Below are 24,290 nucleotides of genomic sequence, written 5' to 3' on the forward strand. Positions count from 1 at the left end.
CGATGCAGGTCACGATGACCGTCAACGACGTCGAGGTCACCCGGGAGATCGAGGGGCGGCTGCTGCTCGTGCACTTCCTGCGGGACGTGCTCGCGCTGACCGGCACCCACTGGGGCTGCGACACCAGCAACTGCGGCACGTGTGTGGTGTGGCTGGACGGCGAGCCCGTCAAGTCGTGCACCGTGCTGGCCGCCATGGCCGGGGGCCACGAGGTGCGTACCGTCGAAGGTCTCGCCAAGGGCGGCGAGCTCGACCCGATCCAAGAGGGCTTCATGCAGTGCCACGGCCTCCAGTGCGGCTTCTGCACGCCGGGCATGATGATGACCTGCCGCGCCCTGCTCGACAAGAATCCCGACCCGACCGACGCCGAGATCCGCGAGGCCATCTCCGGCCAGATCTGCCGCTGCACCGGATATGCCACGATTGTCCGATCGGTGCGGTGGGCGGCCGTTCACGAAGCGGCGGTGACGTCATGACCGCGGTCCATGAGCCCAAGATCACGTCGTTCGACGACAACGACCAGAAGCCGGTCGGGTTCGGCCGGATGCTGCGCAAGGAAGACCCGCGCTTCCTCCGCGGCCGCGGCCGCTACACCGACGACATCCAGCTCCCGGGCATGCTGCACCTGGCGATCCTGCGCTCGCCGTTCGCCCACGCCCGCATTCTGAGCGTCGACACGAGCGCCGCCGAGGCGAGCCCCGGCGTGCGGCTGGTCGTGACCGGCGCGATGCTCGCCGAGAAGGGCCTGGCCTGGATGCCGACCCTCTCCAACGACGTGCAGGCCGTGCTCGCCACCGACAAGGTCCGCTTCCAGGGCCAGGAGGTCGCCTTCGTGGTGGCCGACGACCGGTACGCGGCCCGCGACGCCCTCGAGCTCATCGAGGTCGAGTACGACGTGCTCGACCCGGTCATCGACGCCCGCCGCGCGCTCGAGCCGGACGCGCCGCTGATCCGCGACGACCTGCAGGGCAAGGAGAACAACCACGTCTTCGACTGGGAGACCGGCGACGAGGAGGCGACCGCCGCCGTCTTCGCGTCGGCCGACGTGGTCGTCCAGGAGGACATCGTCTATCCGCGGGTGCACCCGGCGCCGATGGAGACCTGCGGCGCGGTGGCCGATTTCGACGCCGTCGAGGGCAAGCTGAAGCTCTGGTCGACGACGCAGGCGCCGCACGCGCACCGCACGCTCTACGCGATCGTGGCCGGCATCCCCGAGCACAAGATCCAGGTGATCTCGCCCGACCTCGGCGGCGGCTTCGGCAACAAGGTGCCGATCTATCCCGGGTACGTGTGCGCGATCGTCGGCTCGATCCTGACCGGCAAGCCGGTGAAATGGATGGAGGACCGTTCCGAGAACCTCATCTCGACCGGGTTCGCGCGCGACTACATCATGCGCGGCGAGATCGCGGCCACCCGCGACGGTCGCATTCTCGCGATCCGCACCAATGTGCTGGCCGACCACGGGGCCTTCAACGGCACCGCGGCGCCGGTCAAATATCCGGCCGGGTTCTTCGGCGTCTTCACCGGCAGCTACGACATCCAGGCCGCGTACTGCAAGATGACGGCCGTCTACACCAACAAGGCGCCGGGCGGTGTCGCGTACGCCTGCTCGTTCCGCATCACCGAGGCGGTCTATCTGGTGGAGCGGATCGTCGACTGCCTCGCCCACGAGCTGGACATGGATCCCGCCGAGCTGCGCCTCAAGAACTTCATTCAACCCGAGCAGTTCCCGTACGAGACGAAGACCGGCTGGGTTTACGACAGCGGCAACTACGAGCCCACCATGCGGCTGGCCATGGACATCGCCGGTTATGCCGACCTGCGAAAGGAGCAGGAGGAGAAGCGGGCCCGGGGCGAGCTCATGGGCATCGGCATCGCGTTCTTCACCGAGGCGGTCGGCGCCGGGCCCCGCAAGCACATGGACATCCTCGGCCTCGGCATGGCCGACGGGTGCGAGCTGCGGATCCACCCGACCGGCAAGGCCGTGGTGCGCCTGTCGGTGCAGACCCAGGGGCAGGGCCACGAGACGACGTTCGCGCAGATCGTCGCCGAGGAGATCGGCATCCCGCCGGCGGACATCGAGGTCGTGCACGGCGACACCGATCAGACGCCGTTCGGGCTCGGCACGTACGGCAGCCGCTCCACCCCGGTCTCCGGCGCCGCGGCCGCCCTGGTCGCCCGGAAGGTCCGCGACAAGGCGCAGCTGATCGCCTCGGCGATGCTCGAGGTGTCGGTCGCCGACCTGGAGTGGGTCAAGGGCGCGTTCCAGGTCAAGGGCGACCCCGGCAAGTCGGTGACCATTCAGGACGTCGCGTTCCGCGCGCACGGCGCCGGCGACCTGCCGGACGGCGTCGAGGGCGGGCTCGAGGCGCAGATCTGCTACAACCCGTCGAACCTGACCTACCCGCACGGCGCGTACATCTGCGTCGTCGACATCGACCCGGGAACGGCGCAGGTCAAGGTGCGCCGCTTCATCGCCGTCGACGACTGCGGCACCCGGATCAACCCGATGATCATCGAGGGTCAGATCCACGGCGGCCTCACCGACGGTGTCGGCATGGCGCTGATGGAGATGATCGCCTTCGACGAGGACGGCAACTGCCTCGGCGCGTCCCTCATGGACTATCTGATCCCGACGTCGCTCGAGGTGCCCGACTGGGAGACCGGCTACACCGTCACCCCGTCGCCGCACCACCCGATCGGCGCCAAGGGCGTGGGGGAGTCGGCCACCGTCGGCTCGCCGCCGGCCATCGTGAACGCGGTGGTCGACGCGCTCAAGCCGTTCGGCGTCCGCCACGCCGACATGCCGCTCACTCCCTCGCGGGTGTGGGACGCCATGCGCGGCCGGGCGACGCCGCCGATCTGAGGCTCACCATGATCAAAATTGCGGATCGCGTGCACGAGCTGACCGGCCAGCGCCGGCCGTTCGTGCACGCCACCGTGGTGCGCGCCCAGGCGCCGACGTCCGCGGTGCCGGGCGACGACGCGGTGATCCTCGCCGACGGGTCGATCGAGGGCTTCGTCGGCGGGGTCTGCGCGGAGACGTCGGTGCGGGCGGCGGCCCTCGACACGCTGCGCGACGGCCGTTCCCTGCTGCTGCGCGTGCTGCCCGACGGCGAATCGTTCCCCGCGGCGCCGGGCGCGCTGGTGGTGGTCAACCCGTGCCTCTCCGGCGGCGCGATCGAGATCTTCCTGCGGCCGGTGCTGCCGCGCCCGCTGATCGGCGTGGCCGGCACGACGACCCCGATCGGGGCGGCGGTGGTCACCCTGGCCGAGTTCCTCGATCTTCAGATCACCGAGCCGATGAGGTACGAGGGGGCCGGCGCCGTGGTGGTGGCCGGTCTCGGCCGCGACGACGAGCAGGCGATCCGCGCGGCCCTGGACGCCGGCGTGCCCCTGATCGCGCTGGTGGCCAGCAAGACCCGCAGCGGCGCGGTGCTGGAGGCGCTCGGCCTCACCGCCGAGGAGCGCGCGCGGATCCGTCCCCACGCCGGGATCGACATCGGCGCTCGCACCCACCAGGAGATCGCCCTGTCGGTGCTGGCCGAAATCGTTCGAGAGCTTCGCGGAGGCGGACTCGAGCCGGTGAAACCCCGAACGATTCCCGTCACCGAGGTTTCGCGGACCGCCGTCGATCCCGTCTGTGGCATGACCGTCGTCATCGCCGACGGCACCCCGCACGCCGTCGTGGACGGGGTCGATCATTGGTTCTGCTGTGCCGGGTGCCGGGATCGGTTCGCGGCGGCGTGATGACGGTCAGTGGGCTGGTGCTCGCCGCGGGCGGGTCGCTGCGGCTCGGGGAGGCCAAGCAGCTGCTGCCCTACCGCGGCCGGACACTGCTCGACGCCACCCTCGACATGGCTCGGGCCTGCGGGTTCGACCAGTTGCTGGTCACGCTGGGCGGCTCGGCCGGCGACGTACGGGAAAAGGTCGATCTCACCGACTGCCTCTTCGTGGAAAATCGGGATTTTTCCGAAGGGTGCGGAGGGTCGATCCGGAACGCGGTTCCGTTTGTCACGGGTGACGCGCTCGTGCTGCTGCTCGGCGACCAGCCGGGGATCGATCCGGACGACGTGCGCCTGCTCATGACCCGGACGAGCCCGATCGCGATCTGCCGCTACGAGGACGGGCTCGGCCACCCGTTCCTGTTCCGGCGCGAGCTGTTCGACGAGCTCGCGACCCTGCACGGCGACAAGGCCGTCTGGAAGCTGCTGCACAGTGGCCGCTACCCGGTGACCGAGGTGGCGGCGGCCGGCCCGGTCCCGATCGACGTCGACACGCGCGACGATTACCGGCGCCTGCTGGCCGGGGATGGCCGGCTCGCGGGAGAGAGCCGGCTCGCGGGACAGACACGGCTCGCGGAGCCGACTCGGCTCGCGGGGGAGAGCCGGTGAACGGGCCCGAGGATGTCACCCGGGGGCTCGACGCGGTGGACTACCTGGTCGACGACGGCCTGGCCATGGCGATCTTCCTGGCCCTGCGCCTGGGCAAGCCGCTGCTGCTCGAGGGCGAGCCCGGCGTCGGGAAGACCGCGGCCGCCAAGTCGCTCGCGCTGGCGCTCGGCACGCCGCTCATCCGGCTTCAGTGCTACGAGGGCCTGACCGCGGGCGAGGCGCTCTACGAGTGGAACTACCAGCGCCAGCTCCTCGCGATCCGGCTGGCCGAGGCGCGGCACGAGCGGCTCGCCGACGACGACCTGTTCACGGCCGAGTTTCTGCAGGAACGAGCGATCCTTCGCGCCGTACGCCATGCCGGCCCCACCCCGCCGGTGCTGCTGATCGACGAGATCGACCGCGCCGACGACGAGTTCGAGGCCCTGTTGTTCGAGTTCCTGGGCGAGGCGTCGGTGACCGTTCCCGAGCTCGGCACCTTCACCGCCGCCCGGCCGCCGGTCGTCGTGCTCACCTCGAACCGCAGCCGCGACCTGCACGACGCCCTGCGCCGGCGCTGCCTCTACCACTGGATCGAGTTCCCGGCGCCGGCCCGGGCCGCCGAGATCGTCCGGCGCGCGGTCCCGGGCGCCACCCATCCCCTGATCGCCGGCGCGACCGAGTTCATCGGACGCGTACGCCTGCTGGACTTGGACAAGGCCCCCGGCCTCGCCGAGACCATCGATTGGGTGTCGGCCCTCGCCGCGCTCGGCGTCACCGAGCTCGTTCCCGACGACATGCTGCGCACGCTCGGCACGATCGCCAAGACACCCGACGACCGGCTCGTCGTCGCCGGCGCCGTTCACGCCGCCGGTCCGGCCTCCCAGGAGACGCCATGAAGATCACGAACGAGTTCACCGTGCACACCCCGATCGACCGCGCCTGGCGGATGCTCACCGACCTCGAGGGCATCGCGCCGTGCATGCCCGGCGCCCAGCTGACCGGCGTGGACGGCGACGTCTACCAGGGCAAGGTCAAGGTCAAGGTGGGCCCGGTGATCTCCGATTTCGCCGGTACGGCCCGATTCACCGAGAAGGACGAGACGGCACACCGCGCGGTGATCGACGCGAAGGGCCGTGACGCCCGCTCGGCCGGCAACGCGACGGCGCTGGTAACGGCAGTGCTGACCCCGGACGGCGACCGTACGGCGGTAAGCGTCGACACCGACCTGAAGATCAGTGGAAAGCTGGCCCAGTTCGGCAGCGGCATGATCAAGGAGGTGTCCGCCAAGCTGCTGGCCCAGTTCGTCGCCAACCTGGAGGAGAAGCTGGCGAAGGAGGAGCCCGCCGTGGCTTCAGAGTCCGTTCCGGCGGGCGACGCCGAGCATGCCGACGACACGCCCGCTCCCGAAGCCGCGACGGCGACCGCGACCCCCGCCGAGGACGAGATGGCGACCGTGGCCGAGGCCGAGCCGACTCCCGCGACTCCTTTGTCGCCCGCCCCCGCCGCCGCCCCCGTCCTGGCGGCGACCGAGGAACCCGAGCCGCTCGACCTCCTCCAGATCGCCGGCGGCTCCTTCTACAAGCGGGCCCTCCCGGTGGTGGCCGGCGTGATCGTGGTCGGCGCCGTCATCGCCTGGCTCGTCGCCCGCCGCTGACCGTGCCCGCCGCCGAGCCCGTTCCGGTCCTGCTGCGCGGCGCCGACCGGGCGGCCTTCGCCACGGCGTTCGTCTCCCGGCTGCGCGGCGCCGGCGTGCCCGCGGGCCTGACCGAGACCGGCGACCTGGTGCGGGCCCTGGCGGTGAGCCCGCCCGGCTCGCGGGACGGTCTCTACTGGACGACGCGGGTCGCGGTGCTGCGCCGCCATCAGGACCTGGCGGCCTTCGACCGGGTGTTCGCGGCCGTCTTCGCCGACGCACCGCCGCTGCCACTGAACCGCACGGCCGGGTCGCCCCGCCGCGACGACGTCAATGTGCCGGTCCCGCGGGCCGCCGACGCCGAGCCGGTCGCCGGGGGCGGACTGCCCTGGGCGACCCTTCCGCCCGCGATCGGCGCGGACGACGGCGAACCCGGCGGCCCGGCGATCCCCGAGCTGCGGCCGAGCGCTCTCCGGCATCTCGCCGACCGGTCGTTCGACGAGCTCGACGCGGCGCAGACCGAGGCGCTCGGCGCGGCACTGAGGGACGCGCTGACCCGCTGGCCGACCCGGCGCACGCGGCGGCACGAGGCACACCCGTCCGGCCGGAAGGTGGCCCTGCGCCCGACGATCGCCCGCGCCCGCCGCACGGCGTGGGAGCCGGTCACGATCGTGCGCGAGCGCCCGATCCGCCGGCCGCGACGGATCGTGATGCTGGCCGACGTGAGCGAGTCGATGCGTGCGCAGGCCACCGCGTACCTGCACCTCATGCGGGCGTTCGCCACCGTCTGCGACGCCGAGGTGTTCGCGTTCGCCACCACGTTGACCCGGCTGACCCCGGCGCTGCGGCAGTCCTCGGCCCGGGAGGCGATCGCCCAGGCCACCGCCGCCGTGACCGACCGCTTCGGCGGCACCCGGATCGGCGCCAACCTGACCGCGCTGCTCGACTCGCACCACGGCAACAGCCTCCGCGGCGCCGTCGTGATCATTGCCTCGGACGGCTGGGACAGCGACACCCCCGCCCGGCTCGCGGCCGCGATGACCAGGCTGCGCCGCCGCGCGTACGGGATCATGTGGTTGAATCCCCGCGCCGGCGCGCCCGGCTTCCGCCCGACGGCGGGGGCGATGGCCGCCGCCCTGCCGTTCTGCGATCGCCTGATGCCCGCCGCGACGTTCGCCGATCTCGCCGCGGTGGCGCGCGAGCTGCCGCTCAAGCGCGCCTGACCGAGGTTTCCCCGGCTCCATAAGCGGCCGAGGGCAGGCGCGGTGGTTCGCGCCTGCCCGAATGCGGACCGAACCTACTTGGCGATGCGGCCCAGCTCGGCGATCGCCTGGGCGGCCTTCACGTACTTGTTCCCGGCCAGGTCACCGATCGTCTTGATGTTGAACGCCTGCTTCAGCGCCTCGCCGTCGGCGTCGCTCACGCCCGACAGAGCCGAGACCGGCGCGTCGGCGAGCTGCGTGAGGGGCGTCGATTCGTACGCCTTGTCGAGAAGAGCGTCGAGATTCACAGAGGTCGGCATGCGTACGTTCCCTTCCTGAGGTTCCGTCGGACGAAAGGTGACCTTGCCCGTCGTCGGAAGGCCGAAACGTCCGGTGAGGATTTGTTCCATCTCGGCGGCAACGGTCGACAGCGACGGCGCAGTCACCCTCGGTCGACCGGCTGATTGCCGAAACCGATCACACGATGACTGACGGCGCGTTCGTCGGCATTCAATGTTTGGCATCCACCACCGAGGAGCGTCATGACCATTCCATATCCTCCCGACCCCACCTCGGCGAATGCGCCGGAGCCATCGGCTTTCCCCGCGCCGCCAGTCAAGCAGCACAGAAACCTGACGTGGCTCGTTCCCGGCGGCATCCTTGCCGTCATGGTCGTGTTCGGTGCCGGATGGCTGGCAGGCAGCGCCTATACGGACGGGCACAAGCAAAGTACAGCCGCCGCCCCGTTGAACGCGGCCGAGCAGATTGTGGCTCCGCCGACGGTCGGCGACGAAGACGTCACCACCCAGCCGACGCCGACGAGTGGCCCGAGCTTGGACGCGTCGAGCATCAAATTGACTCCGAAGATCACGGAGAAGCAGTGCTTCGGAGATGTCGGCTGCAACGTCGCCCTCAAGGTGGAGATGAGCTACAACGGGCCCTTGCTGTCCGAGGACGACACATTCGAAGTCACCTATCAACTGACCGGTGACGAGAGCGGACCGATCATCGGCTCGTTCGAGGTGACGGGGTCTGAGTACACCGTCCAGGAGGAGACGTTGTCGACCAAGAGCAGCAAGACGAAAATCACGATCAAGGTCACGGGGGTCGACAAACTCGGAGAGTAATGACGGGCGGATCCGGGAGTCGGCTGGCATCTAAGGGTCGGACCTTTAGGTGAGAGGTCACAATCAACCGAGTCGAAGCCAACCGCGGGGCACCTGGATGATCTGGTAGTAGTCGTGCCCGGCTCCCCACGGCGATTTGCCGCTCTGCGCAACCCCGACTGCCGTCCCTACCTGTTCGGGGCCGCCCTGGCGATGATGGCCGACAACATCGAGCACGTCATCACGTACTGGGTGCTCTGGCAGAAGTTCCACTCGCCGGCCCTCGCCGGATTCCAGGTGATCAGCCACTGGGTGCCGTTCCTGGTGTTCTCGGTGTATTTCGGCGGGCTGGCCGACCGGTTCGACTGCCGCCGCGTCATCCAGGCCGCTCAGGTGCTGTTCATGCTGGTCTCGGTGATGTGGGGAGTGCTGTTCCTGACCGGCTCGCTGCGCATCTGGGAGGCCTGCCTCCTGCTGGTCTTCCACGGCATGGCCGGCTCGTTGTGGGGACCGGGCGAGCAGCTCATGCTCCACGACTTCGTCGGCGACGACGAGCTGGCCAGCGCCGTACGGCTGAATGCGACGTTCCGGAGCCTCGGGGTGCTCTTCGGCCCGGTCGTCGGCTCGGCACTGCTGCTCGGGCTGGGCGCGACCGCCGGCATCTTCGTGAACGTCCTGTTCTACCTGCCGCTGACGATCTTCCTGTTCCGCACCCGGTTCACCGGCCACACCCGCGACGGCGGCGTCCCCGTCACCCACGAGCGGGTCGGCGTGCTGGCGTCGCTGCGGGTCCTGCGGGACATCCGCACCAACCACACGCTGGTCAGCATGATCATTCTGGGCGGCCTGGGCTCGTTCTTCGTGGGCGCGTCGCTCCAGTCGGCGATGCCGATCTTCGCGTCGGATCTGGGCGCCGGGAGTGCCGGCACGGCGTACGGCATCCTGCTTTTCGCCAATGGCGCCGGCGGCGTCCTGGGAGGCCTGGTGCTGGAGGCGACGGGCTGGATCCCACCCACGGTGGGCGCGGCGATCATCAGCACTTTCGTGTACGGGGTGAGCACCCTGCTCTTCGCGCTCGCAGGAAACTATGTGCTGGCCGTGATTCTGCTCGTGATCGGCGGAGTCGCCAATTTGGCGTCGATGTCGGTGGGGCAGACGGTCGTGCAGTTGCTGGCCCCACCCGGCGATCGGGGCAAGGTGATCGGGGTCTATGGCGTGTCGGCGAACGGGCTGCGGTTCGGGAGTGGGGTCACGGTCGGGTTGTTCGGGGATGCATTGGTCGCTCGGGCTGAGCGCGGCGGCGTTGTGTGTGGGGACGGTGTTGGCCGCGGTTCCTGGGCGGCGGCGCATGCTTTCGCGGCCGTGAAGGTGGGGCCTTGGTCGCTCAAGGTGGTTGTCGTTCGGGCCGAGGTCGCGGGGTGGTGGGGGTTGGCGTGCTGTGTGCGGGGTTTCGCCGGTTCGATGTGGTTATCGCTGTGGTGGCTTGAGGTTTGTGGATTGCTTTGTCTCGGCGTGGTTGAGGCTGTGGACGGGCGGCCGAAAATGTCGTAGGTCCGCTGTAGTCTCGCCCCACCCAGTGAACGGGGTGGGGTTTGGTCAGGCGGCGACAGCGACAGCGGCGACAGCGACAGCGGCGACAGCGACGGCGACGGCGACGGCGACGGCGACGAGCGTGGCGACGGCGACGGCGACGGCGACGGCGACGGCGACGAGCGTGGCGACGGCGACGAGCGTGGCGACGGCGACGAGCGTGGCGACGGCGACGAGCGTGGCGACGGCGACGAGCGTGGCGACGGCGGCGTAGGCGGCGGCGACGGCGTGGACGTGGACTCGGACGTTCCTGTGGATAGCTCGGCCGAAAATGTCGCACCCCGGCCCTAGTCTCGCCCCACCCACTGAACGGGGTGGGTGAGGTCAAGAACGGGTGCGGCGGCCGTCGGGACTGGCGTGCGGCGGCCGTCGGGACTGGCGTGCGGCGGCCGTCGGGACTGGGGTGAGGCGGGCGTCGGGACTGGGGTGCGGCGGGCGTCAGGAGCAGGCGGGCGGCGGGCTCCGGGATCGGGTGCGGGCCAACGTCGGGACCGGGTGCGGCGGGCGTCGATACCAGGTGCGGCCGACGTCGGGAACAAGCCGCGGCGGTCGTCGCGAACGGGCTGCGGCGAGCGCGTAAGCAACGGGCCGCGGCGCTAATCGGGGAGCTGCCCGCTCTGCAGGAACGGCCGTTCAAACCCCAACGGTGCGACCTCCCGCGCAGGCGGCCCAAGACCACCCCCGTGGCTCGCCCGGAATGTCCGGCACCACCCCGGGCGAGAGAAGCCAGCTAAGCGGACCCGCGAGGCCGCCCACCGCCGGTGGAGGTAGCCGACGGATTCACCGACACCGACAACGTCGCCACGTAGCCGGTGGAAACGCTGCCGGTCACCGCGGCCATCTCCCGCGCCGCCAGGTCATCGCCGAAGACCATGTCGGACGACAGGGTTATGCGGTTCATGGTGGTGACGCTCTGCGAATAGCCCGAGGCCGTCGCGTACACCGTCCTGGACACCGACTCGGGCAGGGCGATCTGCGAAGTCTTCCGGATCGGCCCCGCGCCGCTGGTGGCGTCCGCCGGCGACGAATACACCTCGAAGTGGATGTGCGGCCACCGCCCGGAGTAGCACGCCGGATAGATGCTCGTGAAGGTCACCTTTCCCGTCGAGTCGGCGACCTGGATGCCGCGCAGGTAGTTCTCGCTGGTGACGCCCGATGAGTAGAGCGAGTACCGCCCGGCCCGGTCGCAGTGCCAGGCGTACACGGCCACCCCGGGCAGCGGGTTGCAGCTCAGGTCGCTGACCACGAGCGAGAACTGCAGCGGCACGCCGGGCGCGACCGTCGTCGACGTGCCGAACGACGGGCGGATGTCGCTGCGGACGATGCCGCTCAGCTTGCGGACGTCGGGACCGTTCGAGCCGTCGGCCGGGAACGGGCCGGCCGTCTCCGACTCGACCTCGGCGGCGCACGCGGCGGCCGCGGCGCCGGCCGGGCCGCCGAGCAGCGCCGAGCCGCCGGCCACGGCCAGCGCACCGGCGCCGCCCAGGACCAGCATCCGGCGGCGGGACATGGTGCCGAGGTCGAAGGCGAGGCCCTTGTCGTGGACCTCGCGCACATACGCGTCGTTCTGGGGGCTCATGAGAGTTTCCTCCTGTAACCGGATAGGAAAGCAGGGAACGGGCAGGAGGTAGGTAAACATCGAAGTCTATGAATGGCCTGTGGTTGATCTCGGATCCCACATATCGAAACGCCGATAACGTTCGGGGCTACGCGCGCGGGGTGATCCACTTTAGAATCCGGTCATGACGATCCACGGGGACTCGGGAATCGACACGTCGGTGGCGCACCCCGCGCGGCGTTACAACTACTGGCTCGGCGGCAAGGACAACTTCGCGGCCGATCGGGCCTCCGGCGACGAGATCGAGCGCAAGTTCCCGGGCATGCGGGCCGGCGTGCGGGCCAACCGCGACGTGCTCGGCCGCATGGTCGGCTTCCTGGCCGGCGAGGCCGGCGTGCGGCAGTTCCTCGACGTCGGCACGGGCCTGCCCAGCGCCGGCAACACGCACGAGGTCGCCCAGCGGGTCACCCCGGACGCCCGGGTCGTCTACGTCGACAACGACCCGATGGTGATGGTCCACGCGCAGGCGCTGCTCAACAGCGCGCCCTCGGGGCGGACGACCTACATCGAGGCCGATCTGCGGGACCCGGCCGCCATCCTGCGCGACGAGCGGTTGCACCAGACCCTCGACATGGGCGAACCGGTCGCGCTCATGCTGGTGGCGATTCTCCACTTCGTACCTGGTGAGGGCGCGGCGCTTCCGCTCGTACGGGAACTGGTCGATGCTCTTCCGTCCGGAAGTTTCCTCGCCGCCACCCATTTCACCACCGATTACATGCCGGTCGAGGAGAAGGAGCGGTATGGGCAGATGCTCGCCGCCGGGCGCAGCGACATCTGGCCCCGGGACGGCAACGAGTTCGCGGCGCTGTTCGACGGTCTCGAGCTGCAGGAGCCCGGGGTCGCGCTGGCGACCGAGTGGCGCCCGCGGGAGGACGTGGCCGCCACGACCGACCCGAGCCGCATCAGTATGCTGGCGGCGGTCGGCAGAAAGCCCTGAGCGTGGCAGGCTCGAAGCATGACCCCGACGCAGCTGCGCGCCTACTCGGCCGTGGTGCGCCTGGGCTCGGTCAAGTTCGCCGCCGCCGAGCTTTCCGTCTCCGAGTCGGCGATCTCCCTGCACATCGGACAGCTCCGCAAGGAGCTCGGTGACCAGCTCTTCCTCCGCACCGCGGCCGGGCTCGCCTTCACCCCGGGCGGCCTGCGGCTGGCCAGCCGCGCGGCCGAGATGCTCGGCCTCCAGGACATCACGGTCCTCGAGGTCAGCACCGCCGGCAAGGGCCGCCGCCTGCTGCGCGTCGGCGCGTCGAGCCTGTTCGCCGAGCACGCCGCGCCGGGCCTGATCGAGCTGTTCGCGGGCCGCGCCGACGACCTCGACGTGGAGCTGAGCGTCCGCAACCCCGGGTCGTTCGAGCGGATGCTGCTGACCCGCACGATCGACATCGCGATCGGGCCGCGCCCCGCCGCCGATGCCGGCCTGGTCCATCGCCCGGTGATGAACTACCGGGTCGTGGTCGTGGCCGGCCCCAGCCATCCGCTGGCCGGGGTGCGTGCCTCGGCCGCCCAGCTGCGCGACCAGCGCTGGCTGCTCGGGCCGTCCGCGGCCGCCGACGGGGGCGCGATCCCGGCCCTGCTGCGGCGGCTCGCCGTTCCCGAGGAGCGGCAGCAGATCTTCCAGAGCCACGCGGCCGCGCTCGAGGAGGCCAAGCGGGGCAAGGGCGTGTCGCCGGCGCTGTCCTTCACGGTCGCCCCCGACGTGCGCAACGGTCATCTCGTCCAGCTACCGGGGCCGTACGCGAGCCTGGAAGCCCTCTGGTACTCGATGACGCTGGCCGATCAGGGCACGCCGTCGGCTGCCTCCGAGCTCGCCCGCTTCGCCGCCACCCCGCGGGCGATCCAGGCGATGATGCGCGGCGCCGGCGTCAACGTGGGCCATTTCAAGCCGTCCGTGCACGTCACGCTGTGGAGCTGAACCGCCCCGGGTTCACGCCGATGATGCGCTTGAAGTGGCGGTCGAGGTGGGCCTGGTCGTAGAAGCCGCTCTCGACCGCCACCGACCGTAACGGCTCCCCGGCCAGGATCAGCCGCCGTGCCACGTCGACCCGGCGCGATATCAGATATCGGTGCGGGGACATGCCGAACTCACGGCCGAACGCGCGTACGAGGTAGGCGGCGTCGAAGTGCAACAGCCGGGCCGCCTCGGCCAGCGAGATGCCCGGCACGACGTGGTCCTCGAGCAGCTCCCGCAGCCGGTACGCGGGGGTGCCGTCGAGCCGGGGCGGCAGCGTCGGGTGGCCGAGCCGCTCCCGCAGCCGCTCGGTGATGTCGGCGAGATGCCCCTCGGCGCCGAGGTCGTCGCCCGGCCGGCCGATCACCCGGTGCAGCCCGGCAATGGTCCGCCGCAGCGGCGCGTCGGCGAACACGGAATTGTCGACGGTCGGGCCGATCAGCCTCTCCGGCAATTGGCCGAGCGCCAGATAAAGGACGCGCTTGCGCAGACCACCGGGCCCCGGCGAGCCATTGTGCGGAACATGCGGGGGCAAGAGCGTGACCATTTCCCCGTACGCCGAAAGCTCGTGCCGGTCGAGGTCGTAGCGCACGCCGCCCTCGTCGAGAATCAGCAGCGTCCACGTGTCGTGCGCGTGCATCGGATAGGCGTGGCCGGTCAGATGGGCCGTCAGCACCTCGGTCACGCCGCCCAGGCGCGGCCGCCACGACGCGAACTCGGCGCCCGCCACCGACATGTCAAAATCGTACAAGAGCCGGGCGCCGCCGAAAGCGCACGATCGGTCGCATGCGTTTCGACACCAAAATCGCCGTGCTCCTGCGGGACGACCTGCTCGCCTGGCAGCGCCTCAACGTGACGGCCTTCCTCGTCAGCGGCCTCGGCAGCACCGTTCCCGAGGTGGTCGGCGAGCCCTACGAGGACGGCTCCGGCGTCCGGTACCTGCCGATGTTCCGCCAGCCGGTGCTGATTCTCGCGGGCGGCAAGGAACTGCTCACGGCCGCCCATTCCCGCGCGATCGGCCGCAATCTGCCGGTGGCGGTCTTCACCTCGGATCTGTTCGCCACCGGCAACGACGACGACAACCGGGCCGCCGTGCGCGCCGTCCCGACCGGTGCTCTGGACCTGGTCGGCATGGCGGTCTACGGCCCGCGCAACGCCGTCGACAAGGTGACGAAGGGCGCGGTCATGCACCCCTGAGCGTGCGGAAGCCCGTTCGCCAGGAGGGATGGCGCGGCGTCCAGCCGAGGTCCTCGCGGGCGTGCCGGTTGCTCGCGCCGCGCGCCCACGGGACCCGGCCGTCGACCGCGGGCGGCACCGGCGCCCCGACCGCGTCGCAGAAGGCCGGCACCCACGCGTGGGCCGGGGCGGGCTCGTCGTCGCAGACGTTGACGGCGCCGCTCGGCCAGGTCAGGGAGGCGACGGCGGCGGCCGCGGCGTCCTCGACGTGCACGAAGCTCGCGACGTCGCCGTTGTTGATCAGGCTGCCGGGCCGGGCCATCAGGCCGTCGCGGGCGTACCAGGTGCCCGGGCCGTAGAACAGCCCGTACCGCAGCAGCACCCACTCCGGCGCCCGCCGGACCGCCTCCTCCAGGGCCACCACGCCCTCCACGCTGGCCAGCCGGGGCTGGGCGGCGCCGAGGTCGAGACCGGTCGGTTCGGTCGCCGGGGCGTCGCCGGGCTCGTACGCGAAGGCGATGCTCTGCGCGATGACCCGGGACGCGCCCGCGGCGAGGGCGGCGTGCACGAGGTTGGGTGTCACGATCTTGCGGAACTCGCCGTTGGCCGCGGGCGTGCTGCCGGCCGCGAGGTTGGTCAGCTGGTGCATGACGACGTCCGGCCCGGCCGCGCGCACGACGGCGGTCAGCCCGTCCCGGTCGTAGACGTCGGCCACCACGACCGTCGCGCCCGGGATGCGCCGATCGCCGCGGGCGAGAACGGTCACCTCATGCCCGTCATCGACCAGTGCCGGAACCAGGAGCCGGCCGATGGCGCCGGTGCCACCGGCCAGGAGGATGCGCATGCCCTTCACCATGTCATGCCTCGTCCTGGGCCCGGATCTCGTCCAGCAGCCGGCGCAGGGACGGGACGGCCTCGGTCAGCCGGTCCCGGTCGGCCGCGGGGAGGGCGTCCAGGGCCCGGGCCATCACGTCCGAGCGGGTCCGGCGGAACGCGGTCAGCACGGCCTCGGCCCGGGCGGTCGGGACCAGCAGGACCGAGCGGCCGTCGTGCGGGGAGGGGCGGCGCTCGACCAGGCCCTCGGCGGTCATGTCGCGGACCAGGTTGCTGATGGTCGGGCGGGCCAGCTGCAGATCGTCGGCCAGCTGGGCGGGGGTGCGGCCGCCGGCGTGGGACAGCCGGCGCAGGACGGCCACCTGCGACTCGGGCAGCGTGGGCAGGCCGGCGGTGGCGCGGGTGGTCCGGACCAGGGCCCGGCTCAGGCTCTGGACGAGGCCGACGAGCTGGTCGCCGGGGGCGACGGGGAAATTCTTGCGATCGCGCACCCGTACATGACAACATAGTTTTGTGACAAAATCATTTGAGGTACGACGGGAACGGCGCGAACCCCGGCGGCGGGTGCTCGGCGTGACCCGGGTCGAGGAGCTCAGCCCCTCGATGCGGCGGATCTGGCTGGGTGGCGACGATCTCGAGGCCGACTTCGCGTTCACCCGGCTCGGGGCGAGCGACCACGTCAAGCTCGTGCCGCCGGACGAGGAGACCGGGCTCGTGGTGCTGCCGCCGCCGGACGGGCCGCGGCCGGTGATGCGCGACTACACGGTGCGGCGGTTCGACCCGGTCGCCCGGGAGCTCGCGCTCGACTTCGTGCTGCACGACCACGGGCCGGCCGGGCGGTGGGCGATCAAGGCGGCGCCGGGCTCGACGGTGGGGGTGCTCGGGCCGCGCGGGTCGCAGATCTTCCCGGACGCGGTGGCGGAGTACCTGATCGTCGTCGACCCGACCGGGCTGCCGGCGGCCGAGCGGTTCCTGGAGGAGCTGCCGGCCTCGGTCCGCGTGCGGGTCGTGGTGACCGGCGGCGAGGAGCGGGCGCTCGGGTCGCGGGACGCCGAGATCGTCTGGCTGCCCTCGGCCGGCCCGCTGATCGACGTGGTGGCGGGGCTGCCGCTGGGCGGCGACGTCTTCGTCTGGGCGGCCGGGGAGGCCGACGTCATGCGGGAGCTTCGCGCGCATCTGCGCAACGACCGGAAGATCGAGCTCGGGCGGGTGTCGATCCACGGATACTGGCGGGTCGGCGTGGCGGGCGCCCTGCCGCGCGAGGAGGAGCGGGCCTAGCCCGTCGGTTCGGGGGAGCGCGACGCGGCGGTCACGGCGCCGGTCATCCGGCGGACGACCTCGGCGGTGCGGGCCAGCTCCTCGGCGCTGAACTCGGCGGCCGCCTCGTGCATGCGCCCGCCGAGCGGGACGAAGAACGCCGTGGCCACCCGCATGGCGGTGTCGCGCATCGCGACCGTCACCCGGCGGCGGTCCTGCGGATCCCGGGTGCGGCTCACGTGACCCACCGCCTCCAGGCGGTCGACCAGGGCGGTCGCGGCGGCCGGGGACAGCCGCAGGCGGTGGGCCAGCTCGCCGACCGTGATCGGGTCGCCGGCCGAGGTGCCGCGGGCGATCCACATGATCGCGTTGAGGTCGCTCCGCCCCAGGCCGTGGGCCCGGGCGAAGACATCGACGAAGACGTCGCTCTCCACGGTGAACCGGCGGAGCGCGTCGATGAGGTCGTCCATCGCGGCATCGCGTTCGGGTTGCGTTGGCACGGCCGCCATTCTATCGTTTCCACCATCGAAAGATTCTATGGTCGAAACAATAGGAGCTCCCGATCATGAGCAGGCAGGCCGTCAACTGGCTCACCACCCGATTCGGCGTGCTCGTGGTCCTGCTGGCCACGGTCGTCCTCTCCGGGCTGGCGTTCGCCTTCTCGCCCGAGCAGCCCGTGGCGAAACCCGCCGACGGGCTGCCGGACGGCGCGCAGTCGACACGTGTGACCGAGCTCGGCGACCGGTTCCCGAGCGGCCGGTCGGCGAGCGCCGTCATCGTGGTGGAGCGGCGCGACGCGGCGCTGACCGGGGACGACCGGGCCGCGATCGCCGCGGTGAGCGAGCGGATCCAGGGGACCGGCAGCGTGGCGAAACCGGTGTCCTCCGCCGACGGGCGGGCGGAGCTTCTCGTCGTACGGCTGACGGATGGTCTCGACGACGACGCGCAACATGCCGCCGTGGACCAGATCCGCGCCACGCTGCACGCCGCCGCGTTGCCCGCCGGGCTCGAGGCGCAGGTGACCGGCGGCGCCGCGGTGAGCCGGGACATCTCGGCCGCGTTCGAGGGCGCGGACGTCACGCTGCTGATCGCCACGGCACTGGTCGTCGCCGTGTTGCTGCTGGTCACGTACCGGAGCCCGATTCTCTGGATCGTTCCCCTGGCGGTGATCGGGCTCGCCGACCAGGTCGTCGCCAAGCTGCTGCCGTGGATCGCGCGGCTGGTGGGGGAGCGGACCGACGCGTCGGTGGCCGGGATCGTGAGCGTGCTGGTCTTCGGCGCCGGCACCGACTACGCGCTGTTGCTCATCTCGCGTTACCGAGAGGAGTTGCGGCGCACCGAGTCGCGGCGCGAGGCGATGACGCGGGCCTGGCGGGCGGCGGCCCCGGCGATCACGGCGAGCGCCGGGACGGTGGTGCTCGCGCTGCTCACGCTGCTGGTGGCGGTGCTGACCGCCAACCGTACGCTCGGGGTCGCCGCCGCCGTCGGCGTCCTCGTGGCGCTGGTGTTCGGGCTGTTCGTGCTGCCCGCGGCCGTCGTGTCGCTGCCACGCGGCGTGTTCTGGCCGAAGGTGCCGCACGTGGGCAGTGACGACCCGACCGCGACCGGGTGGTGGGCGCGGGTCGCCCGGGGAGTGGGCCGCCGGCCGGCGATCGTGCTGGGGGCCGCGCTCGGCATTCTCGCGGTGTTCGCGGCCGGTCTGCTCAAGATCGACGTGGGGCTGGACCAGTCGCAGCAGTTCCGCACCAAGGTGGAGTCGATCGTCGCGCAGGACGCGCTGGCGCGGCACTTCCCGGCCGGCGCCGCCCAGCCGGTCAACATCATCATAAACGCGGATAAATCGGATGAGGTCGGGCAGCTGGTCCGGCAGACCGAGGGCGTGGCGGCCGTCCTCCCGCCCGAGCAGTCGACCGACGGCACCCTGGCCCAGTTCGCCGTCCAGCTCACCAGCGCGCCCGGAACCCCCGAGGCGGACCGCACGGTGGACCGGCTGCGACAGATCCCGGGCACTCTGGTCGGCGGCGCCCCGGCCGCCGACTACGACAAGCGGCAGGCCAACCTGCGCGACGACCGCGTCATCGTGCCCCTGGTGCTGGCCGTCGTGCTGGTCGTCCTGATCGGGCTGCTCCGGTCGATCACCGCCCCGATCCTGCTGCTGGTCACCGTCGTGGCGAGTTACGCGGCCAGCCTCGGCGCGGCCACGATGCTGCTGCGCGCGGCCGGCATGCCCGCCCTCGACGCGAGCGTGCCGCTGCTGAGCTTCCTGTTCCTGGTCGCGCTCGGCGTCGACTACAACATCTTCCTGGTGACCCGGGCCCGCGACGAGGCCGCCGAACGCGGCAGCACCCGGAAGGGCACGCTGCGGGCCCTGGCCGCGACCGGTGGCGTGATCACCTCGGCCGGCATCCTGCTGGCGGCGGTCTTCGCCGTCCTCGGCGTCCTGCCGGTCATCGTGCTCACCCAGATCGGCGTGGTGGTCGGCGTCGGCGTGCTGATCGACACCCTGCTCGTGCGGACCGTCGTGGTTCCGGCCCTCGCCCTGCTGCTCGGGGAGCGCTTCTGGTGGCCGGCCCGCCCGGTGCCGGTGGTGCACCCGGTCACAGCGACGAGAGTGCCTCATCCAACGCGATGACGTCGGCGTACTTGGCGTCCAGGTCGAAGAGGTTGTTCTCGTGCGGGCCGCCCTCGCGGTCCGCGCAGGCCTCGCGCACGACCATCGGCCGGAAGCCGTGCTGCAACGCGTCCAGCGCCGACGCGCGCACGCAGCCGCTGGTCGAGAAGCCGCCGATGACCAGCGTGTCGATGCCGTGCGAGGCGAGCCAGGCGGCGAGCGAGGTGCCGGCGAACGCGCTCGCGTAGTGCTTGACCACGACCAGCTCGCCGGCCGCGGGGGAGAGCGGCGGCGCGAAACCACCGAGCGGGTTGCCGTCGGCGAAGACCTTCAGCGACGGCACCTTGGCCGCGAACAGGGGCGCCTCCGAGCACGACTCGTCGGCGTACCGCACCCTGGTCCACACCACCGGGATTCCGCGCTCCCGGGCCCCTTGCGCCAGCGCGGACATCGCGCTTGCGGCGGCCTCACCCGATTTCAGGAACAAGGGCGATGGCGCGTACGTGTACGCCAGCGCCGGGTCGACCAGGAGCACGGCCGGGCGGGTCCCCCAGCCGAGACGCCGCGCGAAACCGGCGGACGCGTAGTCGCGATCGAGGTCGGACACCGGGGATCACCGCCTTCCGCGAACTACCCTAGCGATCAGAGAACGCGGAGGTAACCGTGGAGATTGTCGAGGTCGGCCCCCGGGACGGTCTGCAGAATGAGAAGCGCGTCCTGCCCACCGGGACGAAGGTCGAGTACGTCCGCCGCGCCGTCGCGGCCGGGCTGCGCCGCATCGAGGTGGTCGCGTTCGCCCGCCCCGACCGGGTGCCGCAGATGGCCGACGCCGAGGACGTGCTGCGCGCCGTTCCCCGCCCGGCCGGCGTGCGCTACGCCGCGCTCGTGCTCAACGGCCGCGGCCTCGACCGCATCCTCGCGCTCGACCCGGCGCACCGGCCGCACGAGATCAACTACGTGGTGGTGGCCACCGACGAGTTCTCCCGCCGCAACCAGGGCATGACCACGAAGGCGTCGCTGGAGGCGTTCCACGGCCTGGCCGGCCGGGCCCGGGCGGAAGGCCTGGCCGTCACCCTGACCATCGCGGCCGCCTTCGGATGCCCGTTCACCGGCGAGGTCGATCCCGCTGCCGTAGGCGCGATCGCCGCCCAGGCGGGCGAGGTCGACGAGCTGTGCCTGGCCGACACGATCGGCGTCGGCGTGCCCGCCCAGGTCGTCGAGCTGGCCGCCGCGGTCCGGGGCGTGGCGCCGCTGCGCGCCCACTTCCACAACACCCGCAACACCGGCTATGCCAACGCGATCACCGCCGCCGCCCAGGGTTTCGTGGCCCTCGACGCCAGCATCGGCGGCATCGGCGGCTGCCCGTTCGCCCCGGCCGCGACCGGCAACATCGGCACCGAGGACCTCGCGTACCTGCTGAACCGGTCGGGCCTGGCGACGGGCGTGGTGGTGCCGGAAGCCGCCGGCGCCGGCGCCTGGATCGCCGCCGAGCTCGGTCTCGGCGTCGTGCCCGCGCAGCTGGGCCGGGCCGGCGACTTCCCGGGAGATCTCGCCTCCTGACGGCGTTCCCCGGGCCGGCGTTTGCGCGGCGGCCCTCAGGCCCGGCTGGCGGCCAGCACGACCCAGGTCACCTCCGGGTGCACGATGTCGCTGTGCGCCCCGCTCGGCGCCCCGCCCCGGGACACGACGGCGCTGCAGTCCACGTTGAGGATGCGGTCCTTCCCGAAGTGGTACGCCGAGCCGGCCGCCTGGATGGCATCGAGCACCGCGTCGCCGTTCTGCGCGCCGTCGTGCCCGATCGCGCCCCACCGGTAGAGCTTGTCGTGCCCGGCCGACGAGGAGTCCCCGGCGGCCAGCGAGGCGAGCGGATAGAACGTGCCGAGCGCGTGGTCGTGCACCGAGAAGCACGACGTGATCGGCCCGTCGACGCGCTGCTGCCGGCCGGCCAGCGCGCCGCCACGGCCGGCGTCGAAGGGCAGCGGCCGGGCGAAGACGAAGTGCGAGAACGCGCCCTCGACCAGCGTCACCGACTTGACCGGCGACGGCTGCACCGCCGCGGGCAACCCGTCCAGCGCGTACGAGACGAGCCGCGCCCCGAAGCTGTGCCCGATCAGGTGGACCCGCACCCCCGGCGCCCGCGAGGCGAGCCCGCCGAGCAGCGGCCCGAGCCCGTTGCGCCCGACCACCCCGGCCCGGTTCTTCATCTGCCAGTAGGTGGCGCCGCGCAACGCCTCCTTCGCGCCGTTCCAGATGCCGCGGAACGCGTCGCCGATCCCGGCCTCCCCGCCGTCGCCGCCGGGCAGCGGCACGCCGATCGACGCCAGCGCGTCCCGGTAGCGCTCGTACAGCGCCGTCGGGTCGTCGTCCTGGAGCATCCGCGGCTCGGCCGGCGGCGCCGCGCCGTCGTGCTCGCCGTCGTCGTCCGGGGTGCCGGCGCGGGCCGCGAACTCCTTGAGGCAGTCGAAGAACTCGGACCGGGCCTCGTCGGTCGGCGGCCCCTCGAGCAGCGCCTTGGCCCGCTCGAGCACGTCCTTGGCCTCCGGGAACTGGTCGAGCAGTCCGGCCAGGGTCTGGTCGTCGACGGTCGGCGGGACCGGCTCCATCGTCGCCTCGGGGACGGCCGCGGCCGCGCCGACGGCGCCGAGGACGGGCGGGGCCGGGTCGAAGTTGGGAATCGGCTCGTCCGACCAGAGCAGCGACGGCCAGTAGACGCCGGCCAGCCCCGCCTTGCCCTGCGGCGCCGCCAGCAACTGGCCGGCGAGCAGGCCGAGGAACCCGTTGTAGAGCCGCCGGGCGGTGCTCGGCGAGTTGTTCCAGCCGTGCGAGAACACGTACAGGTCGGTGATGCCCTGCGCCGGAAGCTCGGCGAACAGGGCGTCGCGGGCGGCCGGGTCGGGGTCACCGTCGGAGTCGAAGGTGAGGTCCCAGAAGGGCAGGCCGCCGATGGAGTCGGTCATGTCAATGCTCCCGTCGTCAAACGCTTTGCAGGGCCCGCATCAGGTCGAGGAGACCGGCCCCCTGGAACTCGCGGCGCCGGCCCAGATCGGTGGCCGAGTCGCGGAGGATGTGCTTGACCTTCTCCGGCTGCCCGAGGAACTCGCGCCGCACCGAGAGCAGCGCGGCGGCGGCGCCGGAGACGTGCGGCGCGGCCATGCTGGTGCCGGAGTCCTCGACGTAGACGGCGGTGTCGGCCGGCTTCTCGCCGCTGCCGACCACCGCCACGAGGTTGGCGCCGGCCGCGCACGAGGTGATGCGCTCGCCGGGCGCCACCAGGTCGGGCTTCTCCCGGCCGTCGCCGGTCGGGCCCTTCGAGGAGAAGTAGGAGACGCCGTAGATGTGCGGCGCCGAGCGGTGGGTGGAGCCGACGGTGATGGCCAGCTGCGCGTTGCCCGGGTCGTTGACGGTCATCGCGAAGCCGAACCGGTCCGGGGCGTCCATCTTGACGTTGAGCTGCCCGTAGCCGGAGTTGCCGGCCGCCACCACGACGACCACACCGGACCGGACCGTACGGTCGATCTCCTGGCAGAGCGGGCTGCCGCCGCAGGCGAACCACTCCGGGTAGAACTCGTACCCGAGGCTGAGGTTGACGCCGTGGATGCGCATGCCGTCGACGCCGTCGCCGTTGGTCTCGCGTACGTAGGCCAGCGCCTGGATCACCCGGTTGACCCGGTCGTTGAGCGTGCCGCCGCCCCCGAGCGCCTTGAGGCTGACGAGCCGGGCCCGCGGCGCCATCCCGGCCAGGCGCACGTCGTCCGGGAAGTCGCGGGGCATCCGCAGCGGCGTGTCCGGGTTGGCCGCGTTGTACCGGCTCTCGGTCGCGTACAGCTTGCGGCCGGGCTTCTCCTCCAGCCACGGCCCGACGTCGCCGGCGATGATGCCGGCCACGTGCGTGCCGTGCCCGGTGGGGTCGTCGAGCGCGCCGTCCGGCGTGGGGTCGCCGGCCGGCGGGAAGAACCGATGGAGATCTTTGACGGACGGATCATTCAGGGTTCCGTACGTCTGGAAATGTGGATGATCGGCATCGATCCCGGAGTCGATGACCGCCCAGACGATGCCGCGCCCGTCCGCCTCGAACGAGTTCCGCGCGGCGTCCGCCTTGATCGTCACGCAGGACGCGTCGATGTGCGGCCGCACCGGGAAGTCCGGCCAGATGTGGTGGATGCTGCGGGCCGGCCAGTGCACCGGCACGGCGTCGGCGGCCACCAGCCGTTTCATCTCGCTCATGGTGAGCTCGCCGGCCACGTACCGGCCCGCGATGAGATGCGGCGCCGCCGCGTCGGTGGCGCGCCGCCACAGCTCGCCGAGCCGGGAGACGGCGCCCGCGGGGCCGGACGAGTACTGCAGGTTGAGCTCGACCATCACCGGGATCGGCTGGTCCTCGGCGTCGCTGAATCCGAAGCCGCGCCGGGCATCGGGGTCGCGCAGGGGAGCGGAGATGACGCCGGCCACCACCGGGATGGCGTCGGGGTGAGGGGCGGATGCCGGCCTCTTATTGAGCGCGGCTTCGGGCGGGCCGGCTTCGGGCGGGCCGGCTTCGGGCGGGCCGGCTCCGGGCGGGCCGGCTTCGGGCGGGTTGCCGAGCACCGCGGCGAGGGCGTCGTGGCCGGCCGGGGTCAGCGCCAGGTGGTCGGGCTCGATCAGCGCCGCCGCGCGCAGCTCGTCGACCGCGTCGAGCACGAAGCCCTGCCACTGCGGCCGGGTGGCGAGCCCGACGTAGTCACGGTCGGCCGGGTCGAACCGGTCGGCGAACCGCAGGGCGATCTCTTCGGCCAGGGTGTCGGGGCCGGGCCGGTCCGGCAGGCCGCCCAGGGCGGTCAGCACGCGGTCCTGCCAGGTCGTCGCCGAAGTGGCCACGGTGCCACCCCCACTGCCACGGAAGGGTCCCGGGCGGGCCCTCCCACATCGCCACAGGATGGCGCGGCCGGGCCGCGGACGCAGTCGGATC

General features: G+C 71.9%; 25 protein-coding genes. 15 read left to right on the forward strand and 10 right to left on the reverse strand.

The window, feature by feature from the left end; all coding sequences use genetic code 11:
* Positions 1-2: 2 nt before the first annotated feature.
* From ACZ6TB_RS07270 to ACZ6TB_RS07300, 7 genes are read left to right on the forward strand one after another with little or no spacing between them, the layout of a single operon-like run.
* The gene (locus ACZ6TB_RS07270; protein ID WP_465551597.1) at positions 3-476 is read left to right on the forward strand and encodes a (2Fe-2S)-binding protein; all 474 of its coding nucleotides are present in this window, start codon (positions 3-5) and stop codon (positions 474-476) included.
* Positions 473-2,866, forward strand: a complete 2,394-nt coding sequence (locus ACZ6TB_RS07275) for an aerobic carbon-monoxide dehydrogenase large subunit (RefSeq protein ID WP_465551599.1) — start codon at positions 473-475, stop codon at positions 2,864-2,866. The genes ACZ6TB_RS07270 and ACZ6TB_RS07275 overlap by 4 nt, the downstream gene beginning before the upstream one ends.
* 8 nt (positions 2,867-2,874) lie before the next feature.
* A complete protein-coding gene (locus tag ACZ6TB_RS07280; protein WP_465551602.1) occupies positions 2,875-3,750 on the forward strand; it encodes an XdhC family protein in 876 nt (291 codons plus the stop codon).
* On the forward strand, positions 3,723-4,394 hold the full coding sequence (locus tag ACZ6TB_RS07285; protein ID WP_465551604.1) for a nucleotidyltransferase family protein: 672 nt from the start codon (positions 3,723-3,725) through the stop codon (positions 4,392-4,394). Before ACZ6TB_RS07280 ends, ACZ6TB_RS07285 begins: the two co-directional genes overlap by 28 nt.
* Positions 4,391-5,269: an AAA family ATPase gene (locus ACZ6TB_RS07290; protein ID WP_465551606.1), complete on the forward strand. Its 879-nt coding sequence runs from the start codon at positions 4,391-4,393 to the stop codon at positions 5,267-5,269. The genes ACZ6TB_RS07285 and ACZ6TB_RS07290 overlap by 4 nt, the downstream gene beginning before the upstream one ends.
* Complete coding sequence (locus tag ACZ6TB_RS07295) at positions 5,266-6,027, forward strand: SRPBCC family protein (RefSeq protein ID WP_465551608.1); 762 nt, start codon at positions 5,266-5,268, stop codon at positions 6,025-6,027. The genes ACZ6TB_RS07290 and ACZ6TB_RS07295 overlap by 4 nt, the downstream gene beginning before the upstream one ends.
* Positions 6,028-6,029: 2 nt before the next feature.
* A complete protein-coding gene (locus ACZ6TB_RS07300) occupies positions 6,030-7,229 on the forward strand; it encodes a vWA domain-containing protein (protein WP_465551610.1) in 1,200 nt (399 codons plus the stop codon).
* A gap of 74 nt (positions 7,230-7,303) precedes the next feature.
* Here the strand turns inward: ACZ6TB_RS07300 and ACZ6TB_RS07305 are convergent, their stop codons facing one another.
* On the reverse strand, positions 7,304-7,528 hold the full coding sequence (locus ACZ6TB_RS07305; RefSeq protein ID WP_465551612.1) for a hypothetical protein: 225 nt from the start codon (positions 7,526-7,528) through the stop codon (positions 7,304-7,306).
* 222 nt (positions 7,529-7,750) lie between these two features.
* On the opposite strand from ACZ6TB_RS07305, the gene ACZ6TB_RS07310 reads away from it, so the two are divergent.
* Together ACZ6TB_RS07310 and ACZ6TB_RS07315 are read left to right on the forward strand one after the other, a co-directional pair.
* Positions 7,751-8,335, forward strand: a complete 585-nt coding sequence (locus tag ACZ6TB_RS07310) for a hypothetical protein (RefSeq protein ID WP_465551614.1) — start codon at positions 7,751-7,753, stop codon at positions 8,333-8,335.
* A gap of 114 nt (positions 8,336-8,449) precedes the next feature.
* Positions 8,450-9,865 (forward strand): MFS transporter, encoded by a 1,416-nt coding sequence (locus ACZ6TB_RS07315; protein ID WP_465551616.1) that lies wholly within the window; start codon positions 8,450-8,452, stop codon positions 9,863-9,865.
* Between the two features lie 45 nt (positions 9,866-9,910).
* Here the strand turns inward: ACZ6TB_RS07315 and ACZ6TB_RS07320 are convergent, their stop codons facing one another.
* Together ACZ6TB_RS07320 and ACZ6TB_RS07325 are read right to left on the reverse strand one after the other, a co-directional pair.
* Positions 9,911-10,210 carry a hypothetical protein gene (locus ACZ6TB_RS07320; protein WP_465551618.1) on the reverse strand — a complete coding sequence of 100 codons (300 nt, stop codon included), beginning with the start codon at positions 10,208-10,210 and terminating at the stop codon, positions 9,911-9,913.
* Between the two features lie 424 nt (positions 10,211-10,634).
* Positions 10,635-11,483: an intradiol ring-cleavage dioxygenase gene (locus tag ACZ6TB_RS07325; protein WP_465551620.1), complete on the reverse strand. Its 849-nt coding sequence runs from the start codon at positions 11,481-11,483 to the stop codon at positions 10,635-10,637.
* Between the two features lie 163 nt (positions 11,484-11,646).
* On the opposite strand from ACZ6TB_RS07325, the gene ACZ6TB_RS07330 reads away from it, so the two are divergent.
* Positions 11,647-12,459: an SAM-dependent methyltransferase gene (locus ACZ6TB_RS07330; protein WP_465551622.1), complete on the forward strand. Its 813-nt coding sequence runs from the start codon at positions 11,647-11,649 to the stop codon at positions 12,457-12,459.
* Between the two features lie 18 nt (positions 12,460-12,477).
* Positions 12,478-13,431 (forward strand): LysR family transcriptional regulator, encoded by a 954-nt coding sequence (locus tag ACZ6TB_RS07335; protein ID WP_465551624.1) that lies wholly within the window; start codon positions 12,478-12,480, stop codon positions 13,429-13,431.
* Here the strand turns inward: ACZ6TB_RS07335 and ACZ6TB_RS07340 are convergent.
* Positions 13,415-14,203, reverse strand: coding sequence for a helix-turn-helix domain-containing protein (locus ACZ6TB_RS07340; protein ID WP_465551626.1), 789 nt, complete (start codon positions 14,201-14,203; stop codon positions 13,415-13,417). The genes ACZ6TB_RS07335 and ACZ6TB_RS07340 overlap by 17 nt on opposite strands.
* A 50-nt stretch (positions 14,204-14,253) precedes the next feature.
* Between ACZ6TB_RS07340 and ACZ6TB_RS07345 the strand changes: the two genes are divergently transcribed.
* Entirely contained in the window at positions 14,254-14,664 is a 411-nt protein-coding gene (locus ACZ6TB_RS07345) for a DUF2000 family protein (RefSeq protein WP_465551628.1), read from the forward strand.
* On the opposite strand, the gene ACZ6TB_RS07350 is transcribed toward ACZ6TB_RS07345, so the two are convergent.
* Positions 14,651-15,487, reverse strand: a complete 837-nt coding sequence (locus tag ACZ6TB_RS07350; protein ID WP_465551630.1) for an NAD-dependent epimerase/dehydratase family protein — start codon at positions 15,485-15,487, stop codon at positions 14,651-14,653. The two genes, ACZ6TB_RS07345 and ACZ6TB_RS07350, sit on opposite strands and share 14 nt — an antisense overlap.
* 13 nt (positions 15,488-15,500) lie before the next feature.
* Positions 15,501-15,968: a MarR family winged helix-turn-helix transcriptional regulator gene (locus ACZ6TB_RS07355; RefSeq protein ID WP_465551632.1), complete on the reverse strand. Its 468-nt coding sequence runs from the start codon at positions 15,966-15,968 to the stop codon at positions 15,501-15,503.
* Positions 15,969-15,990: 22 nt separating this feature from the next.
* On the opposite strand from ACZ6TB_RS07355, the gene ACZ6TB_RS07360 reads away from it, so the two are divergent.
* Positions 15,991-16,755, forward strand: coding sequence for a siderophore-interacting protein (locus ACZ6TB_RS07360; RefSeq protein WP_465551634.1), 765 nt, complete (start codon positions 15,991-15,993; stop codon positions 16,753-16,755).
* Here ACZ6TB_RS07360 and ACZ6TB_RS07365 read toward each other — a convergent pair.
* Positions 16,752-17,243 (reverse strand): MarR family winged helix-turn-helix transcriptional regulator, encoded by a 492-nt coding sequence (locus ACZ6TB_RS07365; RefSeq protein WP_465551636.1) that lies wholly within the window; start codon positions 17,241-17,243, stop codon positions 16,752-16,754. The two genes, ACZ6TB_RS07360 and ACZ6TB_RS07365, sit on opposite strands and share 4 nt — an antisense overlap.
* Positions 17,244-17,299: 56 nt before the next feature.
* Between ACZ6TB_RS07365 and ACZ6TB_RS07370 the strand changes: the two genes are divergently transcribed.
* Positions 17,300-19,366 (forward strand): MMPL family transporter, encoded by a 2,067-nt coding sequence (locus tag ACZ6TB_RS07370; protein WP_465551638.1) that lies wholly within the window; start codon positions 17,300-17,302, stop codon positions 19,364-19,366.
* On the opposite strand, the gene ACZ6TB_RS07375 is transcribed toward ACZ6TB_RS07370, so the two are convergent.
* The gene (locus tag ACZ6TB_RS07375; RefSeq protein WP_465551640.1) at positions 19,332-19,952 is read right to left on the reverse strand and encodes an isochorismatase family protein; all 621 of its coding nucleotides are present in this window, start codon (positions 19,950-19,952) and stop codon (positions 19,332-19,334) included. The two genes, ACZ6TB_RS07370 and ACZ6TB_RS07375, sit on opposite strands and share 35 nt — an antisense overlap.
* A 56-nt stretch (positions 19,953-20,008) precedes the next feature.
* On the opposite strand from ACZ6TB_RS07375, the gene ACZ6TB_RS07380 reads away from it, so the two are divergent.
* A complete protein-coding gene (locus tag ACZ6TB_RS07380) occupies positions 20,009-20,905 on the forward strand; it encodes a hydroxymethylglutaryl-CoA lyase (protein WP_465551642.1) in 897 nt (298 codons plus the stop codon).
* 35 nt (positions 20,906-20,940) lie between these two features.
* Here ACZ6TB_RS07380 and ACZ6TB_RS07385 read toward each other — a convergent pair whose 3' ends face one another.
* Both ACZ6TB_RS07385 and ACZ6TB_RS07390 read right to left on the reverse strand, forming a co-directional pair.
* Entirely contained in the window at positions 20,941-22,302 is a 1,362-nt protein-coding gene (locus ACZ6TB_RS07385; RefSeq protein ID WP_465551644.1) for an alpha/beta hydrolase family protein, read from the reverse strand.
* A gap of 16 nt (positions 22,303-22,318) precedes the next feature.
* Positions 22,319-24,199 carry a S8 family peptidase gene (locus ACZ6TB_RS07390; RefSeq protein WP_465551646.1) on the reverse strand — a complete coding sequence of 627 codons (1,881 nt, stop codon included), beginning with the start codon at positions 24,197-24,199 and terminating at the stop codon, positions 22,319-22,321.
* Between the last annotated feature and the right edge of the window lie 91 nt (positions 24,200-24,290).

It is taken from the genome of Actinoplanes sp. NPDC051537, assembly GCF_055586105.1.

What these genes read in the sequence shown, in the direction of transcription:
- ACZ6TB_RS07270 (WP_465551597.1), top strand. Translation starts at nt 3, where the DNA reads ATGCAGGTCACGATGACCGTCAACGACGTCGAGGTCACCCGGGAGATC.
- ACZ6TB_RS07275 (WP_465551599.1), top strand. Translation starts at nt 473, where the DNA reads ATGACCGCGGTCCATGAGCCCAAGATCACGTCGTTCGACGACAACGAC.
- ACZ6TB_RS07280 (WP_465551602.1), top strand. Translation starts at nt 2,875, where the DNA reads ATGATCAAAATTGCGGATCGCGTGCACGAGCTGACCGGCCAGCGCCGG.
- ACZ6TB_RS07295 (WP_465551608.1), top strand. Translation starts at nt 5,266, where the DNA reads ATGAAGATCACGAACGAGTTCACCGTGCACACCCCGATCGACCGCGCC.
- ACZ6TB_RS07305 (WP_465551612.1), bottom strand. Translation starts at nt 7,528, where the DNA reads ATGCCGACCTCTGTGAATCTCGACGCTCTTCTCGACAAGGCGTACGAA.
- ACZ6TB_RS07310 (WP_465551614.1), top strand. Translation starts at nt 7,751, where the DNA reads ATGACCATTCCATATCCTCCCGACCCCACCTCGGCGAATGCGCCGGAG.
- ACZ6TB_RS07325 (WP_465551620.1), bottom strand. Translation starts at nt 11,483, where the DNA reads ATGAGCCCCCAGAACGACGCGTATGTGCGCGAGGTCCACGACAAGGGC.
- ACZ6TB_RS07330 (WP_465551622.1), top strand. Translation starts at nt 11,647, where the DNA reads ATGACGATCCACGGGGACTCGGGAATCGACACGTCGGTGGCGCACCCC.
- ACZ6TB_RS07335 (WP_465551624.1), top strand. Translation starts at nt 12,478, where the DNA reads ATGACCCCGACGCAGCTGCGCGCCTACTCGGCCGTGGTGCGCCTGGGC.
- ACZ6TB_RS07340 (WP_465551626.1), bottom strand. Translation starts at nt 14,203, where the DNA reads ATGTCGGTGGCGGGCGCCGAGTTCGCGTCGTGGCGGCCGCGCCTGGGC.
- ACZ6TB_RS07345 (WP_465551628.1), top strand. Translation starts at nt 14,254, where the DNA reads ATGCGTTTCGACACCAAAATCGCCGTGCTCCTGCGGGACGACCTGCTC.
- ACZ6TB_RS07350 (WP_465551630.1), bottom strand. Translation starts at nt 15,487, where the DNA reads ATGCGCATCCTCCTGGCCGGTGGCACCGGCGCCATCGGCCGGCTCCTG.
- ACZ6TB_RS07365 (WP_465551636.1), bottom strand. Translation starts at nt 17,243, where the DNA reads ATGGCGGCCGTGCCAACGCAACCCGAACGCGATGCCGCGATGGACGAC.
- ACZ6TB_RS07370 (WP_465551638.1), top strand. Translation starts at nt 17,300, where the DNA reads ATGAGCAGGCAGGCCGTCAACTGGCTCACCACCCGATTCGGCGTGCTC.
- ACZ6TB_RS07385 (WP_465551644.1), bottom strand. Translation starts at nt 22,302, where the DNA reads ATGACCGACTCCATCGGCGGCCTGCCCTTCTGGGACCTCACCTTCGAC.